Annotated in this window: 13 protein-coding genes; 9 read left to right on the plus strand and 4 right to left on the minus strand. The window is 61.8% G+C overall.

Translation table 11 applies throughout. The features are described from left to right. Nucleotides 1-168: 168 nt before the first annotated feature. Nucleotides 169-1,260: a transposase gene (locus C8263_RS16055; RefSeq protein WP_107139154.1), complete on the minus strand. Its 1,092-nt coding sequence runs from the start codon at nucleotides 1,258-1,260 to the stop codon at nucleotides 169-171. A gap of 172 nt (nucleotides 1,261-1,432) precedes the next feature. Here C8263_RS16055 and C8263_RS19045 point away from each other — a divergent pair, with 172 nt between their 5' ends. From C8263_RS19045 to C8263_RS19050, 4 genes are all read left to right on the plus strand, one after another. Next, complete coding sequence (locus C8263_RS19045; RefSeq protein WP_146160728.1) at nucleotides 1,433-3,613, plus strand: hypothetical protein; 2,181 nt, start codon at nucleotides 1,433-1,435, stop codon at nucleotides 3,611-3,613. A 57-nt stretch (nucleotides 3,614-3,670) separates the two neighbouring features. Continuing rightward, nucleotides 3,671-5,683, plus strand: a complete 2,013-nt coding sequence (locus C8263_RS16060; protein WP_107139155.1) for a hypothetical protein — start codon at nucleotides 3,671-3,673, stop codon at nucleotides 5,681-5,683. Between the two features lie 322 nt (nucleotides 5,684-6,005). Continuing rightward, the gene (locus tag C8263_RS16065) at nucleotides 6,006-9,680 is read left to right on the plus strand and encodes an AAA family ATPase (protein ID WP_107139156.1); all 3,675 of its coding nucleotides are present in this window, start codon (nucleotides 6,006-6,008) and stop codon (nucleotides 9,678-9,680) included. A 217-nt stretch (nucleotides 9,681-9,897) separates the two neighbouring features. Next, on the plus strand, nucleotides 9,898-10,590 hold the full coding sequence (locus tag C8263_RS19050; protein ID WP_146160729.1) for a hypothetical protein: 693 nt from the start codon (nucleotides 9,898-9,900) through the stop codon (nucleotides 10,588-10,590). Between the two features lie 15 nt (nucleotides 10,591-10,605). Here C8263_RS19050 and C8263_RS16070 read toward each other — a convergent pair whose 3' ends face one another. Further along, the gene (locus C8263_RS16070; protein ID WP_107139157.1) at nucleotides 10,606-13,611 is read right to left on the minus strand and encodes a Tn3 family transposase; all 3,006 of its coding nucleotides are present in this window, start codon (nucleotides 13,609-13,611) and stop codon (nucleotides 10,606-10,608) included. Nucleotides 13,612-13,739: 128 nt separating this feature from the next. Here C8263_RS16070 and C8263_RS19055 point away from each other — a divergent pair, with 128 nt between their 5' ends. The 5 genes from C8263_RS19055 to C8263_RS19510 all read left to right on the plus strand — a co-directional run bounded on the left by C8263_RS19055 (nucleotide 13,740) and on the right by C8263_RS19510 (nucleotide 17,240). Beyond that, a complete protein-coding gene (locus C8263_RS19055) occupies nucleotides 13,740-13,928 on the plus strand; it encodes a hypothetical protein (protein ID WP_146160730.1) in 189 nt (62 codons plus the stop codon). 60 nt (nucleotides 13,929-13,988) lie between these two features. Further along, on the plus strand, nucleotides 13,989-14,636 hold the full coding sequence (locus tag C8263_RS16075; protein WP_107139158.1) for an Ig-like domain-containing protein: 648 nt from the start codon (nucleotides 13,989-13,991) through the stop codon (nucleotides 14,634-14,636). Nucleotides 14,637-14,727: 91 nt separating this feature from the next. Continuing rightward, nucleotides 14,728-15,264: a DUF2726 domain-containing protein gene (locus C8263_RS16080; protein ID WP_233218861.1), complete on the plus strand. Its 537-nt coding sequence runs from the start codon at nucleotides 14,728-14,730 to the stop codon at nucleotides 15,262-15,264. 607 nt (nucleotides 15,265-15,871) lie between these two features. After that, nucleotides 15,872-16,984 carry a transposase gene (locus C8263_RS16085; RefSeq protein ID WP_107139159.1) on the plus strand — a complete coding sequence of 371 codons (1,113 nt, stop codon included), beginning with the start codon at nucleotides 15,872-15,874 and terminating at the stop codon, nucleotides 16,982-16,984. Nucleotides 16,985-17,042: 58 nt separating this feature from the next. Next, entirely contained in the window at nucleotides 17,043-17,240 is a 198-nt protein-coding gene (locus C8263_RS19510; RefSeq protein ID WP_199188434.1) for a hypothetical protein, read from the plus strand. 377 nt (nucleotides 17,241-17,617) lie between these two features. Here the strand turns inward: C8263_RS19510 and C8263_RS16095 are convergent, their stop codons facing one another. Together C8263_RS16095 and C8263_RS16100 are read right to left on the minus strand one after the other, a co-directional pair. After that, a complete protein-coding gene (locus C8263_RS16095; RefSeq protein WP_158263832.1) occupies nucleotides 17,618-18,847 on the minus strand; it encodes a DUF4158 domain-containing protein in 1,230 nt (409 codons plus the stop codon). Nucleotides 18,848-18,883: 36 nt separating this feature from the next. Continuing rightward, nucleotides 18,884-19,357, minus strand: a complete 474-nt coding sequence (locus C8263_RS16100; protein WP_107139162.1) for a methyltransferase family protein — start codon at nucleotides 19,355-19,357, stop codon at nucleotides 18,884-18,886. Between the last annotated feature and the right edge of the window lie 3 nt (nucleotides 19,358-19,360).

Raw genomic sequence — 19,360 nt, forward strand, 5'->3', positions numbered from 1 at the left:
TGAGCATGTGATCCGTCGCATGAAGATCTTCCGCGTGCTGAAGGGCGTGTACCGACATCGACGGCGTCGGTTTGCGCTCCGGGTTCAGCTCATCGCCGCGCTGTGCAACCTCACCCAAGCCTGCCCACCATGACTTTCGCAAGAGGTCTACTGATGCCCCGGTAGAGCTCAGGAGTTGCACCTCGCATAGTGGAGTGAATAGCCGTGCTGGGCGAGGAAATCTACGTTTTTGCCGAAGGTCTTGAGCAAACGGTTTAAGTAGACAAGCGGCATCACCATGATCACGGCCAGCGCAGCGCATGCTTCCAGGGTCATGCCGGCCTCTCGGTGGAGGATGGCCAGCGTCCAGGCCAGAAACACCAGCAACACCCAACGGTCCAGTCCCACTTCAGTTCGCAACGCGAACTGCGCCAACCCAAACTGGTGTTTGCCCTCCTTGAAAAAGGATTCCTCATTCCAGCGCGCCTTGCCTTCTGCAACGACCTCATCACCTTCCATCAGCTCCGAAGAGATGGCATGAAACGTCCGGTCCCCACGCTGGATGCGACCCAGGACCACCATGTCGTAGGGCCAGTTTTTCAGCTCGAGATAGCCCCCATGTGGACAGTCCGCCACGGTGACTTCACCGGGATGCATCGTCCGCCGGGTTGAGCGCACCCCCACCACGAATTCAAAGCCAAGTTGCCGGACCTCATCCAGAAAGACCGCGGCTTCAAATCCGCTGTCCGCGAGGACACGGATGCGGAATCGACGCCGGGTCGCCTTGGGGACTGTCTGGAGCAGGTGTCGTGCCAGGGTCACGGGCGTCGCCGTCCCTTTTCCCTTGTACACCCGGTAACCGACCGGGAACTTCACGGCGCCGTATTCGGCAAACAACACCACCAGGTGAATGCCGTGAACGTCGTTGTACACTCGGACAAAGGGCAGCGTGCTGCCCTTCTTTTCGATGCTGGTCAGATCGACACTCAGTCGCAAAAGTGGCCGATGTTTGCCCTTGGCGGCCAGGTGCAGCGCGTCCCACTGGGCTTGCTGCAGAATGGTCCAGGCCTGGCTGGTATCCCAGGTGTATTCGTTCAGCAGTCGGCTCAGCGCACTCTTGCTGACCAGCTCAGCCCGGTGCAACGCAGTTTTGGTCGCGGTGTCCAGAAACATGAACAGCGCAGCCTCCAGGCTGCGCTGTTGGTAAGACGTGCGGGGAACGGCCAGGAACTCGTCTGCCAGAATGCGGACGCGCTCTCTCAGAAGCTGTGACGTAGACACTCACAGATTTTCTCCGCTGGGAGCGCTTCGCCGTCCTTATACAGGTGCAACTCCTGAGTAGAAGTGCCAATTCAAACCCTGGCAGAAAGTAATGAAATTGAAAAGTTCGTAGCCTTATGATCTGTTCCAGATTGACATTCGTTCAACCAAGAACATCATAAGAGGGTCGGACATGAAACTATTCAACCAAGGAATTCTGTCTCTTGTTGCCATTGGTTCTCTCGCGGGCAGTTCCTCGGCACAGGACTTCTGGTCTCTCTATATCCAGACAGGTGCCGACGCTCTCCAGAAACAACTGGCACAGCCGCAGAGCCTGCCGAGACCAACTCAGTGGAGCGACCTGGGACTGGGGCGAGGGACGCTATCTGCCCCAATGGTGCTGTACTCCAAAAATCCAGACGTGCTCTATATCCGCGCCCCTGCTCCACTTGAGGTGACTTACACCACGCCGTTGCTCTGGCATGATCAAAAGGTTGCTGCCGTGGCTTTCGCGGGCGTTTTTCAGCATCGTCCAAAAGGAGATTTTTCTCCAGAAGCCAACCCATTCATCCTCTGTCCGGATGTCGTGGTGAATACCCAAACCGTCTACATGTCGCTGGATGTCTGGCTGAAGGCTGCTCAAGCGTTTGATCCCACTGTTCGGTATGAATTGAAGTCTGATCCTATGAGGCTTCGTATTTACTATACAGAGGATGGGGCATCGTATTTTCGAGATCTCAGTAGCAGCAGCGAACTAGGCTACGTCAGGCAGAATCCGGTCGAAGATTGTTACGCCAGCACAAGTGTGCAGGCCAATCGCGGAAGAGGAAGTTTCTCCCGGTCATCAAGCTTGCGGCAAACCGCAAAGCAGATCCTGGGGAGAACTCGAGAGCCTCTAGACGCAAACGATACGATTGCCGTGGATGGTTCACTTTTTATTCGCTATAACCCTGAAGGTTATTCAAATGACGAAAAATCCTTAAGGAAGACCCTCGAATTATTGGGCGATGAGCTCCCTCACGAGACGTACCAGATAGCTGGACAACGTGCAGTCAAGTGGGTCATCCAAGGCAACAAAATATATCTTAATATGATTTGGGCGGGGCAAGTACCTGTAAGTCCAGAAGTAAAGTTTATTGACGGCGCTTTCTACTATGAAGATGCACTAACGGACTTACCGAAAGACTGGAAAAGCGCTGGGTATGTCCTCCCAACTCCAGATCCAGACGACTCATTTCGGCTTTCGGATCTCGCCGCCCAGTGGGCATCTCGCGAAGATGCGTATACGAAGAACCTATGGCAGGAAGCGTTAAATGGCGCCATCATTGTGGACAGTGCGCTCTACTTCAGCGCCGAGGTCACAGTTCCGACCCTCCAGCTACGCTTTGAAGGGGAACAACTTGTTCTGAACGGGAAACCCATTGTCACTCGACCTCCTGAAATGCGAGTGATTGACGGTGCGCGCTACCTCTCCGCCAGCCTGCTGAATCGACTTGGCGGAGGCCTTGCCTACGATGAAGGCTCAACCACGCTCACCCTGAATCATTCTTCCGGAAGAGTGGTCGTTCGTCTGTCTGTGTCGGGCATGAAGCGGTATACAGCCGCCGCACTGGCGCAACGCGATCAGACTGCACAAGAGGCGGCTCAATTGGTCAAAAACCAAGCAGAAGTCAAAGCCAAACTTCTGGAGTACCTGACCACCATCAGCAACCGGCGGATGGACGGACAGGAACCGGCCGTCCTCGTTGACGGCAACCTGTACATCCTTGCTCCTCGCGCTTGGCCTTCCTCAACACGCTCCATCACCCCATTCACACCAGTACAAGGCGCCACGACGCAGCCGGTCAGTTGGAGAAACCAGACGTACATCAGTCTGGAACTTCTCAAGGCATACGGCCTCGAAGGAAAACTGGATGGCAGCACTTTGACTTTGTCACACCCAGCGACCCGGACCAGCATAGAAATCAAATTCGACAAACGCGGCCTCAGACCCCTGAGCTTGGCGCTGTTGCAGAAGCTCTGGCAAGCAGAAAGAAGCGCACCGATTGTCTTCGGTGTTGTTCCTAAGTACCTGCGCGACTTCTATTCCGCACTGCTGCTTGACCAAGTGGGTGTCAACACCTACACCATCCGCTCGCCCGGGGCCCCTGCGCGCGTCCTGGTCATGACCTCAAGCAGTGAAGACCGAAAGACACGAAAGTTCTGTTCTCTCAATGGGACCGGAAGCGCGGTGGTCAACGTGACCCGAACCAACTCGGGCCAGTATCTGAGGGTTGAAGGGGCGTCCAATACAGGTCCGTTCTATCTTCCGGTCAGTGACGTTCAGGGAGAGTGGAACCAAGCTATTCCCGATTGCCTTTCGAGCACATTTTGAACAGGAGGTCTCGCGGAATGACCAGGACGCGAGCCGACCGATCACTCGTCAAACGAGATGACTGACTTACCTGCTCGAACCACCCAGCGGTCCCGGCTCACCCTGGTGTTGGCGGAGCGGCTGCGCCGCGAGCGTGAACGGCAGGACGCAGCGTCTCAGCAGGCGCTCCACGAACAGGCACAGCGCAAACGACAGCGTGAGGCAGAGGAACGCGCCGGTGCCGTCGCACGCCGGGTGGCGGAGGTTCGCGGCGCACCCCGCGCGGCGGACGTGCTCTGGGCCCGGACGGACCCCTCGCCACATGTGCGCGCGGCGTTGGCCCAGCGGCCCGATGTGCCGCTCGCCGTTCTTGATCACTTTGCAACGCAGCGAAGTGACGTGGTGGTGCAAGCGGTCGCGGGTCATCCACACGTCCCGGCGTTGACACTGCGGAAGATCGTGGTGGGTTCCAGGGGTCTTCTGGCCTTGGCGAACCCGACGCTCAGCCGAGACCTGTTACTCATGCTGGAAGAGCGGTACGTCACTGCGCACGCTGCTGTGATCAGCCATCCCAGCCATCCCTGCCAGAGCGCCAATCCTGCAGAGCAATTCGAGGTGTTTACGCGCGACAACCGGGCGGCGTGGGCGCATCTCCTCGAACGACAACCGCCTGATTTGGCCACTCACCTGCAGGCACTTGCAACCGACAGGTATGAGCTGCGTCTCCTGCTGGCCAGGGTCAGCCCATTCGAAACCGTTCAACGCAAACTGGCGTCCCACCACCAAGCCTTTGACCTGGCTTTGGCCACCAACCCCAGGCTGGCCGACGGCATGTGGACGCGGCTGGCCGCCCGAGGTGCCGATGTCCAGTGCATCCTGGCGGAGCATCCCCGGCTGCCCGACTGGCTGGCCCTGTCCTTCGCCTATGACCCGGTGGTTCGGGTGCGTCTGCGCGTGGCCGCTCGGGCACATCTGCCACCCGACGTGAGCGAGGTGCTGATGCGTGACAGCCGGTTGTCGGTGCGTGTGACCTTGGCTCGATCCACGACTTCGCCGGCGGTGATTGACGACTTGACCCGCACGAGCACGACAGTCCGGGAAGCCTTAACGGACCGTGCCACGGTCACACAGGAGGTCATGGGTCACCTGGCCCGGCATGACCTGGATCTCCGCCGCCTCTATCCAAAGGTGATTGGCGAGGGCCCGTGGATTGACATCTGGTTGGACCGTCACCTCTCACCCGACGGCGCCGCGCTCACCAAAGAAAGCGCCCGTCTGCTGTGGGCGCTCCTGACGTACGCGCCCCTCACACCCAGGCAACTTCACCGCTGTGTGGCATCGTTCGTCGCCTGGCGCGGCCGCCATCCCATCTCGCCGTGGCCGACAGGCGCGCTGCCAAACGGCTACGACGGCCTGCGCAACCGTCCGCAGTGGTGGACCGCTGTCGACGACGGCCCACTGCGGTTGAAAGCCATGTTTCTGATGGGACTGGAGGATCACCTTCCAGACGAAGAAAGGGCCTTTTGCCAGAAGGTTCGTTTCCTCGGTCAGCGTGGGCATGCCTCCGTTCCCCTGTCCGTCTTCGGCGCAGATTTCATTGAGGACACTCAGCGGGCCATCGCCCGGGATGATGCCTGGACCGCCGGCTGGCTGGGCTGCCTGAACGACGAGGCTGCCGACCTGGTTCGCGGCCGAATGGATGACACTTGGGCCGATGCACTGGTTACGTTGTCCCCTTGGCCCATTGAGCAGGTCCCCGCAACGATTCAGACCCCGCTGTGCCAAGGTCACCGGGTCGCTGCCGCAGCGAATATGGAGACGATTCAAGCGATTCTCTCGGCGTACACAGTGCGGCGCGACATTCCGGAAGAAGTCGTCCTGGCCATCGGTGAGCGGGATGATCTGCCAGATCTGTTCCGGTGGCCATTCCGAGACGTCTGGTGGTTCGATTCGGTGGACGATATCGGCCGTCGCCTCAAAGCCCGTGCGCCAGAGGCGCTGATGACGGACATGGTCGCCTGGGGATATGACGGTCAGGCCATCGCTCAGACGCTGGCGGATCTCGCCGCATGGCCCGAGAAAACACCCTGACGGCGTGCGTAACGTGACCCCAGGGCGGCGCCTCATGCCTCCAGCCACACGTGCCGGCGACGAACGCGGCACAGGCGCGCTGCGTCTGCCTCCTCGCGCTGGTCTCGATTGCGCGCGGATCGTCGCACCTTATTCCTGACGAACGTCTGTCAAGCGCCCGTCGGAGGCCGGACGGCCACAGACCTGTGCTGATGGGGCAGCGCCAAGTCGGTAGACTCGCCGCATTGGTGTATCAACACGCTGACCTGATGGCCTCAGCGCCAGCTCGCCCACGCCGTGACACAGCCGACAGGTCCATGCGCCCGTCCTCAGGAGGTTTCCTTTGCGCGTCCTCACCTACCGTCACCTGGACGCCACCGGCGTCGAACCGTCATTCGAGAAAGTGCACGCCGCGCTGAGCCGCGGTGATTTCGCCAGTGCCGACGTCAAGAAGCTCGTCGGCGCGCCGTACTACCGCGCGAAACTGAACGACACGCACCGGCTTTTGCTGACCTTCGCGCAGGTTGAGGGTGAGACCGTCTGCCTGCTGCTCGAAGTGATTCCCTTCCACCGCTACGAGAAGTCCCGGTTTCTGCGCGGCGCCCGGTGGCACGAAGACGGCATCGTGGTCACCCCCCAGACGGCCGCCCCTGCGCAGACGCTGCGGTACGTGCACCCGACCCGCCCCGCCTTCCATGTGCTGGACAAACCGCTGTCGTTTGATGACGCGCAGGAGACCATCTATCGCGCGCCGCTGCCACTGATGCTGCTGGGCGCGGCGGGCAGCGGCAAGACCGCCCTCGCGCTGGAAAAAGTGCGCGTTCTGCCTGGCCGTGTCCTGTATGTCACCCTCAGCGCCCACCTGGCCCGTCAGGCCGAAGCGCTCTTTGCCCAGGGCGGCCCGGCAGCGGACCAGGACGTGACCTTCCACGCCCTGTCAGAGGTGCTGGACATCCTGCGCGTTCAGGAGGGCAGCCCCTTGACGTTCGCGGCGTTCCAGACGTGGTTCGCGCGGCTCAGGCCCCGCCCGGAGTTCACGGACGCCCACGCGCTGTACGAAGAGATTCGCGGGGTGATCACCAGCCGACCGGAAGGCCCATTGACGCTGGACGCGTACCGTGCACTGGGGGTTCGCCAGTCGCTCTATGCGCCGGACACCCGTGACGCAGCGTACGCGCTGTACGAGCGAGCGGCGGCCTGGATGGCAGCGCACAACCTGATGGACCCGAACCGCGCGGCGCAGGCCCGCTTGGCCCTGGCCGAGCCGACGTACGACGCGCTGGTGGTGGATGAAGTGCAGGACATGACGCCTGTTCAGCTTGAGCTGCTGCTGCGCCTGGTCAAGCATCCGGATGCGTTTTTGCTGTGCGGCGACGCGCACCAGGTGGTGCACCCGAATTTCTTCTCCTGGGCCGGTGTGCGGGAGTTGTTCTGGACGCGTGGCCTGCAGCACGTGACCCTGAACGTCCTGGACAGCAACTTTCGCAACGCGCGGGACATCACCCGCGTGGCCAACCGGATCCTCAGCCTGAAGCACGTCCGGTTCGGGAGTGTCGACCGGGAAAGCACGGCGCTGATCACTGCCGCCTCGACCACCGACGGTCAGGTTCGCGTGGTCCCGCACACGCCCCATGAGTTGCACTCCTTGAACGAGGCGGTGCGCCGCAACGCCCGGTTCGCTGTGATCGTGCTGCGCGACGAGGACAAAGCGGCCGCCCGGTGTCACCTGCACACCCCGCTGGTGTTCAGCGTGCAGGAGGTCAAAGGCCTGGAGTACGACGGCGTCATCCTGTACAACCTGATCGGCTCGCACCGCCGGCTGTACACCGACCTTGCCGGTGACGTGCGCCCGGCGGACCTTGAGCTGGACGCCTTGCCGTACCGCCGCGCGGGGGACAAGGGGGACAAGTCGCTGGATCAGGCGAAGTTCTACGTGAACGCGCTGTACGTGGCCTTGACCCGCGCGGTGCAGCAGGTGGTGCTGGTGGAGGACGATCCGGCGCACCCGTTGCTGCGCCTGCTGGACGTTCAGGCTGGGGCGGTTGAGGTGGAGACGCGGGTGTCCAGTGCGCAGGAGTGGGTGGCTGAGGCGCAGCGCCTGCAGGCGCAGGGGAAGGCGGAGCAGGCGCAGGCGATCTTGCAGGACGTGCTGCAGTACAAGCCCGTTCCGTGGAAGGTGATCACAGCCGCAACGCTGGATCATCTGGCGGCCTCGGTGCTGTACGACGAGCCTTCCACCCAACAGCAGCAACGCACCCTCTTCGAGGGGGCGCTCTGGCAGCACCACACCGGCGACGTCAAGCGGCTGTACAGCGCCGTGGCGTATGGTCCGGCGAAGAAGCCCGCGCAATCGGCGGACGGGCGCGTGAAGGCGTGGCTGGATCTGCTGGACCGGGAGACGGCCGAGCACCGCCGGAAGAACACGAAATGGGTGCACCACGCCTGCGACACGTATGGCCTGGAGCACCCGAACCGGTTTGGCGCGACGCCGCTGATGCTGGCCGGCCTGGCTGGCAACATCAGCCTGGTGCGGGAGCTGCTGGAGCGCGGGGCGGACCCGGCGGCCACGGATGACTGCGGGTTGACGCCGGTGATGCACGTGCTGCGCCGCGCGGCGCTGGACGGCACGTACCGCCGGGGCGCGTTCGCCGCGGTGTTCGACCTGCTCGCGCCGGCACACCTGGACGTGCAGGTGGAGGGGCGACTGCTGCGCCTCAGCCGGGCGCAGGGGGAGTATCACGTGCTGCTGCGCATGCTGTCGCGCGTGCGCAACTTGAATTTTGGGCGGGAGGACGAGGCGGAGGGATTCACAGCGGCGGACTTGATCTTCACGGATGTCCCGGATCATGCGGCGCAACTGGGGCAGACGCAGACGTATGTGTCCGGCGTGCTTGCACGGGCGGAGGTGGACAGCACGTACCGGCCAGCGCGGCGGTTGTGGCAGCGCATGATGCACGGCGCGTACCTGCCCAACCCGGAGTTGTTCCTGCGCACCCCATCGCCCAGCGGGCCGGTGTGGCGCTCCCTGTTTGACACGATGGGGTTGATTTACGCGGACCTCCCTGATGAGTACAGCGACGAGGTCCGCCTGCCGCAGGTGCGTGAACTGGCGGCCGCGCGCCCTCCCGGCGCACCCCTCATTCGGATTCAGCCGGAACCGGGCGACGAACAGACGAAAATGCCCAACGGTCTGATGGACCGGTACTACGTGGGCGGCACAGGCACCTGGGTCATGGCGACGCTGTTCCAGCAATTGGATGGCCTTGATCCGGCAGTGCTGCGCGAATCGTGGCGAAGGGGGGACGATGGCTTGTCCTTGCCCCGCATTCTGCGCCGCCTCGTCATGACGCGCCTGATCGTGCAGGATGACACGGGACGCCTGCATGCGCTGATGGATGAAGGCGCCTTCGTCTTCGTTTCGGGGGCGCTGCGGGTCCTGAGCGACGCGGCGCTGGACGTTCTGTTCGCGTGGCAGAACTGGCGGGTCGTGGACGCGCCGGAGGCCGCCCTCCAGGAGTTGAGGGATGCCGGGTTTGCCGCTGTGGTCGCGGAGGCGCGGCGCGGTGACCCACTCCCGGATTACCTGCGTGGTCCAGTCTTGTCGTATCGGCACCGGCGGAACATAGTGACTGGACCAGGCCGGGAGCGCGTCAGGGCGGATGTGCTGCGGGCGCTGCAGGACGCAGAAACAGTGGAGCCGTACGGTCAACCGGTCGTGGTGGCGTTTGAAGATGGAATCTTCTTCCAGTTCGCGCCAGGCGACGAGGCGGGCCTGCTTCTGGGTGAAATCGTTGGGGTGCACGCGCTGGGCGACGGGGGCGTGCCGAGTGAGGCGTATCAGCAGCGGCTGGCGGCGGCCAGCTGGACGGCCGAGTGGGACCGTGACGAGATGAATCACGCGCGGACATGGGCGCTGGCCGACGTGTCGCTGGAGGCCATCGTGGATGAGACCATGGAATTGGTCTTTGACTTGTATGGGTTCGGGGAGCAGATGGCGACCATTACCGTTGTGCCGTAACGCTGGAGCAACCAGTCTAGGGCCGCGACAACTGCAAAATACAAAAGTCGCGTTAGTAAGTAAAGTCACATTCCAGATTTAATTTACATGGGTTTTGTCTTAAATTTTAGTGAAGCCGTTGAGCGGCAGTTGAGGCCACATTCTGGGGGCAGGGAACTTAGGCTGTCTTCGAGTCACCTCCGACTCCTCGTCGTCCTCTTGCTTTAGGAGTGTGAAGATGAAACGTCTTGCTGGAACCGCATTCGCAAGTGTCAGCCTGGTGGCCTGCGGCCACCAGGCTTCAATGCCAGAAACGGCTGCCCCTACCTTCCAGTCCCCTCAAGTGCAGGCCCAATTGGCTCAAGCACAATCTGCTTTGGAACAAGCGCCGCATGTTCAGCAGATGCTGATGAAGCTCGGCGTTTCATCCCTCAGCGAGTTGGAAGACAATGTCATGTACTTCCCTACGCCTCAAGGCATGAAAACCCTTCGCTTGAATCCTGTTGATGATCAATTGACGCCTCAGCAACTGAGTGGCGGGATCGGACAGTCAACCGTTCAGGAAACGGTCAACGGCGTGGTTGGCAGCCGATTTGATGCCTACTCCAAATCTACTCTTTCATGTAACAGTTTCTTTCCTCTGCCCACAGGCGTTACCGCAACTGTGCTGCATTCGGTCGCAATGGTCTCGCCGAACAATAGAACCTTCGGACCGTTCACAAGTGGCACAGGTCGCTCGCGCTCAGGATATGCCGTCTCCCCACAAGTGTTTATGGGCGGCAACACCTCAGCCACTGGGACCTACGTCTTCTCTTATAGCATTGAAGGTTCCTGTGATGGCTACAGTGGATATGGCAAAACGGGAAGTGCCTGGTACTACAATGGCCGTACTGTCGAACGCATTAATACACCTGTTGTCTCGCCTCAATAACGCTCCAGTCCGACGCTAGAACAACCACTCGGATTGAAGTGCATCGGGATCGCGCAGGGGCCGTAAGGCCCCTGCTGCAATGTCGTCGGCCATCTCGAAGTGATAGCGCCCCAGCATATTAATATGTGCGTATTTCAGTGGCGATAGCCGTGCGACATCTTGTGGGTACACATCCTCCCCAATGGCTTCCAGCCACCCCAGCGCTGCGGTCAGATACCGGGTATTCCAGAAGGTCACCGCATTCACCACCAACCCGAGTGCCCCGAGTTGGTCCTCCATGCCTTCTCGGTAGCGTTGACGGAGTTCTCCCTTCTCGCCGTGGAAAATCTTGCGGGCCAACGTCCACACCGCTTCGCCCCGATTCAGCTGGGTTTGAATCCGCCGGCGGTACGGCTCACTCTGCACGTAGTTCAGCAGGTACAGGGTCTTGGCAATGCGCCCCAGTTCGGCGACAGCTTTGCCCAGCCCCGACAAGCTTCCCCCTTTGCCCAGCACCCGCATGATGTCTGGGGCCGGCACGGTCCCCTGTTTCAGAGACCCAGCCACCCGCAGCAGGTCGTCCCAGTGCGCGGCAATCAGGCCCGTGTTGATGTACGAGCGGGCGACCTCATTGAGGTCGCCATAGTCCGCCTGCCGGTTCAGCCGCCAGTAGCGGGTTTCTCCAATGTCGGTCAGGCGCGGGCTGAACTGATACCCCAGGAGATGGAACAGCCCAAAGACGACATCGCTGTATCCTGCCGTGTCGCTCATCACTTCAGTCGGTTTCAAATGGGTTTGCTGCTCCAGCAACCCGCCCAAAATGTACAAGCTATCGCGCAGAGTCCCCGGAATGACCCGGCCATGTAGGCCGGTGTACTGGTCGGAATTCAACACGTAGAAGGTGACGCCGCGTCCAGCACCGAAATATTTCCGGTTGGGGGCCGCCACCGTGTTGCGTAGAGGCGTGCTGAACCGCAGTCCATCCGCACTCGCGGTGTCGCCTGTCCCCCACACCTGAGCAAGCGGCATGGCCGCTTGCGCTGCCACCAAGCAGGCATTGGCACGCGTGAGCGTGTCAGCCCGCAGATACTGCTGCTTGACCCAATTCAATCGGGCGAGGGTCAGGGCCGGATGGGTGGGCTGCGCCACCGATTTCAGGTCAATGTTGCACGCCCCCGCCACGAGGACCGCACAGAGACTCACCGCAAAATCACTCATCCTGGCGGGGTTTTCTCCCGCATGGTCAAACTCGAACGCGAAACCTGTGCAGGCGTGGACTTCCAGGAGGAGTTCTGACAAATCGATATCGGGGAGCCGGGCATCCACCTGGGTCTGGAGGGTCAGCAGGCTTTCCGGGATGGGCACCGCGTCCAGCGGGGCCACGACGAGCGTGGCCCCCTTGTCACGTTTTTCCAGGCGAACCGCTGGATTGTCGGGCAGCCTTGCCGCTGCGCGGTGATACGCCTGGTCGAGTTGTTCGGTCAGGGCTGCGAGTTCCACCGCTGGGTCAGTGGACCAGCCGAGACTCCGCACAATCTCTGGCCGGAACTGTTCCCACACCTCGCCCTGAAGCAGCTGGGTGCGGGGGTCGCCGTACCGCAGACTCACGCGGACAAAGATTTCGCGGCGTTTGAGCAGCGTGTGGAGCAGATAAGCGGCGCACACCCGGTAAGCCTGGGGGTCAACGTCGCGGCCAGGCCGAACGACCCCTTCCCAGGATTTGGGAATAAACGCGGTGGGGGCCTGTTTCCAACTGCGCCGCTTGCCTGATTCCCCTTTCAAAAAGTTCAGGGCGGCCAGCGTGGGGGCCGCGACGGTGGTGCCTTCAAAGTGGAGACTGCCCAGCAGGCTGGGCAGAAAGCGGCTGATGGTGGCGGTGGTTTCCACCCAGGCTTCCGCGACGGTGTCGTCCTGTCCACTGGCGAGGTCGGAGACGGCCTGCACCGCACCGCTGAGCGGTGCGGTGCCCAGACGCGCGAAAATGACATCTCGGACGGTGGCGGCTGGAACTTCCGGGTCAAGCAGCACCTGCACCGCGTCTCGGAGGAGCAGGGCAGCGGCATCCAGGTCCTTGAGGCTCCGCAGACGGGTCTTTCGCCGCAGCCGTTCTCCGCTGAGAGACAGTTCCATCATGACGGCATCAAAGATGTCCAGCACATCATCGGTGGCGCTGCGTTCCAGGTGAAGCACCACCGCCAGGAGCGTGGCCTGGCGGCGGGACGCCGCCATCTGACTGAGGTGCCCAGTCCAGGCCGTGAGGCCATGTCGACTGAGCGCTTTGAGTCGTGCCCCTGGCACGAATGGCAGTGCCACGTCACTCACCCCAATCGCCCGGAGCTGGTCCAAACGGTGTAACGACTGGAGCAAGCCCACCGAGGTTTGCCGCGTCGGTGGGGTTCTCAGCACGTCCAGAGGACTGCGACGCTGTTTGGGGGGCACAATCAGCAGGGCGTCCAGAGCGTCAACCTGGGCGTCGGTCAGACAGCCGGCCAACTGGCGATGGAGATGGGTGGCGACCCGTTCCCGCACGCGGATGACGATACGGCCCAACACCGTTGGGCCGGGCAGCACCACTTTGCGTTCGACGAGGCGCTGGGTCAACCGATCAAACAGTTCGATGGGGCGTTCATCCGCCACCAAAAGGTGTCGGTACAGAAAGCGCATCAGATGAAGGACTTCGACCAGGTCGAAGTCCTTGTAGCCGAGCATTTGCCGGATGGTGACTTGATGGGTAAACCGGGTCGCGCGCCGTTCAAGATACCGGGGCAGGTCCACCGTTTTAGGGAGCTCCAGCTGAATGGCGAGGGTGCGAACAACGCTGTCAGGCACATTCAGCGGGTCAGTCAGAAAAGTCCCTAAAAACTGAACGGTGCAGAGCTGGATGGCAAAACCCAGTTTGGTGTGGGGAAAACGCAGCGTCGCAATGTGCTGAAGTTGCGCGGGGGTGAGTAGAAAATAGTCCTGAAGCTGCTGAACGGTCGGGTCGCCTTTGTACTGACCGTACTGGGCCAAGTGGTCATCCGTCAGGAAGTCAAAGGGCATTCCCTAGATTGTAACCTATCTTCCTAACGCGACTTTTGTATTTTGCAGTTGTCACGGCCCGCTATAAACCCCTCTATCGGGAAACCCGACAAGAGACCGAGGCCAAGCGCATATTCCCCTATGACACTGTGGACGCACTTCGACTGCGGGTGCTTCAGACCTGCCGGGATGTGGACCTTGACTTCATCCCGCCGGGCCTGATCAAACGCTGCGCGCTGCGCGACCATGCCCGCAGCGCCGCCCACCTGGGCTACCGGCTGGAAGGGCACTACCAGAAGGTCGTGGCCCTGGCGCAGGGCATGGTAGACGAGCACTGACCGGCCTGTTCGTCTTTAAACCCATCAGCGGGCGCTCAGGTCCTGCCTTTACGGTGAGGCATGGCCCTGCTCTCTCTCCTCGCCGTGTTGGCCACTGCGTCGCCCGCCCCGGTCACGCCACGGCCTCAAGTGATGTGCCCCGGCGTGCTGCGTCCAGCCCTGGACGTGATCGTCAAAAACGAACGGGGTCAGGTGCTCAGCCAGTTCGGCTGGCCCGTCACGGACGCCGGGTGGCTGCAGGTGAAGAAGACCGGTGAGCGCTACACCGTGACGATCAACCGCCGCTGGTATCAGCCGCAGACCATCCCGAACATCAAGGTGGTGCAAGACGACTGCGGGCCGGCGAAGCCCACGCGGGTCGTCGCGCGCCTTCAACCGGTGCCTGGCGCGCCCGTCATTCGGGAGTTCCGCATCGTCAACGTGAATTCGGACAACCTGATGGTCGTGGGGTATTGGCCATACTTCCAGCGGTACACGACCTTCCTGGACGCCCCGGGCAGCGTGAACCGCGAGGTGGTGTGGACGAGCAGCCGACCTGACGTCGCCACCATTGACCAGATCGGCCTGCTGCGCTCCGTCTGCAACCGTGAACCGGAGCGCACGACGATCACGGCCACACTCAAAGCGGACCCGACTCAGGTCTCCAGCACTGTCTTTGGCCGAGGTGGTGGGGGGATGGTATGCCCACGAGGTGCGGTTGATCGCTAAGCGTCCCAACTGATTTCCAGCGGTGTCAGATTATGACGTGCCTGGGGTCCCGCCCATCTGGTCTGAACCAGGGCGGCGCTACCCTGGAGCCGTGTCCATCGTCCTGCTGATCATCGGTGTCCTGGTGTTTTCCGTCCTGGTGGGCTGGCTGTCCGCCCAGGGGAAGTCATCTGGAGGCCGTGCCCGGTCCGTCCCAACCAGTCTGCCTGTCCAGGCCAAGCGTTACTTCTTCGCCCGCAGTGAACGGGCCCTGTACGACCTCCTGATCCAGACGCTTGCTGGCTCGCCCTATCAGGTCTTTCCCAACGTGCGCCTGAACGACCTCTTCCTGATCAAGGAAAAGGGCACAGCCCACCAGGCCACGCTGGGCCGGCTGCGGGACAAGCACGTGGATTTCGTGATCGTGGACGCTGGGCAGGATTTCCGCCCCATTGTGGCCATCGAACTGGATGGAGCCAGCCACGAAGCCGCCGCACAGAAGTACCGCGACCAGGTCAAGGACGTCATCTTCCGCAGCGGCGGCCTGCCTTTGCTGCGCCTCAAAACCAGCGATACACACTCAGTGGCCAGTTTGAAGGTGCTGCTTGCGCCCTACGTAGGGCAGCAAAGGCCCGCTCGAGCACGCTGACCAACCCCAGCCGAGCATGCGTGTAAGGACAGCTCAAGCCAGCACCGCGTCCGTCAGGCTGGATACTGGGCGGGACCAACTCTATTCGGTCCATTGGCCTGCGCCCGGCCACGCTCAAGGCCTATGCATCCTGCAGAGATTCAAGCCAGAAGGCAAGAGCGAGTGGGATGTAGGTCAGGGCCGTCTGACCAAACATCATCCGGCTCGCGGGGAACAGGTAAAGATCAGGTGCGATGGTGGGGCACAGGTCATGTACGTCACAGAGGGTGGGTTTCCGTCTTGCCCGTGCCCGGAATGCCTCCAGTGCCGCCGGAGGCAGCACCGACCGGCGGCTGTGTGGACTTCAGGCACAGTGCCAGCGAAAAGCCATATACATAGGCATGAATCCCGCACACGGCACTGCCGGTACGTTAGAACCTAGGAACGATCAACGACGACCTGCTCAACAGCCGATGTCTGAATGTTGGCTTTGATTTCTAACGCCGGAATGCACAATCCCATTTTAGTTGAGGTTAAAAATGGAAACTTACAAAGAATTAACATTGACTGACATCTTGCAGTTTGGGGAAAGCACGTCTGGCACAGCACTTTGGCCTCAAAATGAGGTGTGAACCCAAAGAATGCACGTGCCAGACGACTCTATTCTGACATTCTCTCCTGCTTCACGCGCAGACAGCATCGGGAGTCGTTTGAGGTCTTCCTTGACCTCCTCCTTGACGGTTCTGGCCGACCACTCCCCGCACGCGCGACGGTCAAGTCTCCCGCAGCCATCAGCCGTTTTCTCAATCACGCCCACTGGGATCTTCGATCACTCTGTCGGTTTATGCGCCAGGCCGCGCTTGAGCTCTTCAATGACACCTGGAAGCACGCCCCGCACCATCGTCCTCGGGTTGAATTCCTGGTCGACCTCACCAGTCTCGAAAAAGCAGGGAAGTTCACCGACCTCTCCGACTGGATGCACGTTCTGAACGCCGTTCACGGCGTTCACTTGGTCGTCCTGTACATCTGCTGTGGAGATCTGAAGCTTCCCTGGGCTTTTCAGATTTGGCGAGGGAAGGGGACGCCCTCTGCGGCCTCACTGGCGCTCAAACTGCTCCGGACGATTCCCCCCGTCATGCTGCAGGGCAAGCGCCGCCCCCGTCTGCATGCAGACGGGGGCTTTGAAAGCGCAGCGTTCATCGAAGGGGTCCTAAAACGACAAATAGACATTGTGATCGGTGTGCGCTGCACGAGAAAGCTGGTGGATGGCACGTCCATCCACCAGCTGATGACACGCGGATGCAAGGCACAGCTCAAGGATCTGGTGCCCACCATGTACATCTCGTGGGTCTGGTTGTATCGCAACAAGGAACCAGAGCAGCGCTTTGTGATGTCTAACGTCGATCTGGGCGGCACGTACCTGGCCAGAGTGGGAAAACGACGCTGGCGTATCGAGGCCTTCTTCAAAACGATCAAGGGGCGATTCGGATTGGCGCGGTTCGCCCAGCACAGCAAAACCGGCGTGATGAGGTGGTGGTGCCTCTCAGGCCTGGCTTACCTGTTGTGCCACCTTGCAGATCAGGAGGTGCCATCCAGGCCACCGGAAACATGGCCGGATTGGGGAGAGTTGGCGAGAACCATTCGGTTCTCGTTCGTCCCCGAAGTGCGTCGCAGAGCGCTTCAATTGGAACTCGATGCGCTTGATGCCTTCCAGCACGCACTTTCTGCCACATCCCCCTGAACTGCAAGATGTCAGTCAAGCCCAAGTTGAGCCCATCGGCCAGGATGACAGTGAGTAGATGGTCGTGATGCTCCACTTCTTTGCCGGTGTGCAGGTTCAGGAAGGCGCCCGTGAAGCGGGTCCAGGCATTCACCTCCAGCAGCAGATCGGTAATCTTCACGCGCGGGAGCCGCGCACTCAACTGCCTCTCCAGCGGCTCCACCTCGTCGGGCACGGCTTTGGCGACCTTCCCAATTCTGAGCTTGCCGCGCTGTAAGGCGGCGGACGACAACGCGCCTTCGGCAAGCAGATCCTCAACCTCACGCGACTGTCCGGTCAACCTCGATTCGGTCTCGGCCCAGAAGGCGTCAAAGCTCTCGGGGAGGTTCGGCGACAGCTCAGGGAGGCGCTTTTGCCAGGTGCCCTGTGGCAGGAGGTAGTCATTGAGGTCCTTGTACTTGCGGCTGCCCACCGCCCACACGTCCCCGGCTCGCAGCGCGAGCCGCAACTCGTCCAGCACACACAACTCGTAGGCCCGGCGGTCAATGGTGCCGTCTCGGAACACCTGTCCGGCCCACTTCTGCCGCACGAAACTGATGGGAACATGTTCGGGCAGTGTGCGCCTGTTCGCCGCGTACATCTCGCACAGAAGTCTCAGTGCCTCGACCAGTGGAGCGGCTTTACCCTCCGCCTGGAAGGTGAACGCCGCGAGCAACCGGGGGCGTAGCTTCGCACCTTCGCGTAGCCCTTCACGGCGTGGTGCAGGGGGTCAAGCTGTTCAGGGCGGAACGTTTCCTTCTCCCGCACCGTCTGGACGAGCTGTTGCCAATTCACGACCGCCTCGATGGCCTGGTAGGGGTTGGTGCCCTGCTCCCGCGCGGCGATCACCGCCGCGCAGACCGACTTAAAGGTCCCTAACCGCTCGACCAGTGGGGGCCCTTTCTGCCCGAACGCCTTGGCGGCTTCCCGCTCGCCTTCCCTGACCAGCGCCACCATCACGCGGTCGTGCATGTCGAGCACCGCATCGGTCAAGGTCTCGGACAGGTCGAAGAGGTAGGCCATCAAGGTTGCGCGGCGCCGTCCCGGCTCAAAATCTGCTAGGTGCGAGGCGCTAAGCCGCCTCGCCTCCTCTGCCAAGTGTTCCAGGCGGCTCTGGGGCAGAAAGGCGCGCAAGTTGCTCTGCACGGGGAAGGTCCCCACGAAGGCCAACCGGTCAAGCAGGGCTAGAACGTGCTTGGCTTTCGGAGCGCCAATGGGTCGCCCTAGCCAGGCGAAACGCGAAATGGACTCATCCCCCTGCGGGGAGAGCAAGGCATCCACCTTCACGGCGAAATCGCCTTTCAGCGGCAGGTTCAGGAGGCCGTAGGCGTGCTGGTCGGCACGGAGCCGTGCGGAGTGGACCAAGCGTTCGAGGACTGTGAAGCGCGGCACCAGAATACGCCGCCGCCGCAACTCGTCCATCAGGGCGCTCATCAGCCCGAAGGGCGGGTCGGTCACGACCGCCAGTGGTATCAGCCAGTCCCGCACCTCGTGGTTCAGGTGCCGCGACAGCTCGACGTACCCGAGCCGCTGGCAAAGGTCGGAGAAGTGCTCAAAGCGTGTCGGCTCACGAACAGCGTACTGTGCATAGCACGCAGGGTCCACCCGCAGTTGCTCGGCGAGGGAAGCCAGAACCTCTTCCGGTGGCGTCTCTCCCGGGCGCAAGGCGCGCCCGAGGTGCCGCAGCACGGTGAGCTGGACCGCGTACCCCAGCTTGTTGAAGTCCCGTCTCCGCCCCCGTACCAGGCGCAGGTCCTCTTCATTCAGCAGGTAGTACCGGGAGAGCATCCGCTCGTCAAGGAGGGGAAAACGGGTGAACTGCTCACGCTGGGCCTGGGTCAGCAAAGGTGAGAAAGGAGGGCCCATCGTGGCTCAGGCCCTTCAATACACGCCGGGGAGAAATCGGCGAACGCGCTGCCGGTAGGCCGGATACTCCGGGAAGTGCCGCGTCAGGCGGCGTTCCTCGTCCAGGGCCTTAAGGTCAAACAGGAACGCGAGCCCGCCGCTCAGCCCCAACGCGCCCCGGTGCCCGTGAGCGAGCGCCCAACCCAGCGAGGCCAGGAGCAGGCCGCTGTAGATCGGGTGGCGGACCAAGGTGTAGGGGCCAGTCTGCACGAGTTGCCCATCCACCTGTGGTTCAGGGAGGGGCGTGAGATTGGGGCCCAGGCGCAACCCACTCCAGCCCGTCAGGGTGCCTCCGGCCAGTATCAGGGCGGTGCCTGCGACCCGCAGCCCTCGTGGTGTTCCCTGGCGAGGCCGCAGCAGCGGCAGAACCAAGATTCCGGCGAGCACGAGCACCTGTGCCGCCACGTACCCTTCTCCACGCGCGTTCCAGCGGTGTTCGGATGAGGTCATGTG

It is taken from the genome of Deinococcus arcticus, assembly GCF_003028415.1.
GTDB lineage: Bacteria > Deinococcota > Deinococci > Deinococcales > Deinococcaceae > Deinococcus > Deinococcus arcticus.

Coding starts and splice junctions, on each gene's coding strand:
- C8263_RS19045 (WP_146160728.1), top strand. CDS start 1,433: ATGAAACTATTCAACCAAGGAATTCTGTCTCTTGTTGCCATTGGTTCT.
- C8263_RS16060 (WP_107139155.1), top strand. CDS start 3,671: ATGACTGACTTACCTGCTCGAACCACCCAGCGGTCCCGGCTCACCCTG.
- C8263_RS19050 (WP_146160729.1), top strand. CDS start 9,898: ATGAAACGTCTTGCTGGAACCGCATTCGCAAGTGTCAGCCTGGTGGCC.
- C8263_RS16070 (WP_107139157.1), bottom strand. CDS start 13,611: ATGCCCTTTGACTTCCTGACGGATGACCACTTGGCCCAGTACGGTCAG.
- C8263_RS16075 (WP_107139158.1), top strand. CDS start 13,989: ATGGCCCTGCTCTCTCTCCTCGCCGTGTTGGCCACTGCGTCGCCCGCC.
- C8263_RS19510 (WP_199188434.1), top strand. CDS start 17,043: ATGGTCGTGATGCTCCACTTCTTTGCCGGTGTGCAGGTTCAGGAAGGC.
- C8263_RS16100 (WP_107139162.1), bottom strand. CDS start 19,357: ATGACCTCATCCGAACACCGCTGGAACGCGCGTGGAGAAGGGTACGTG.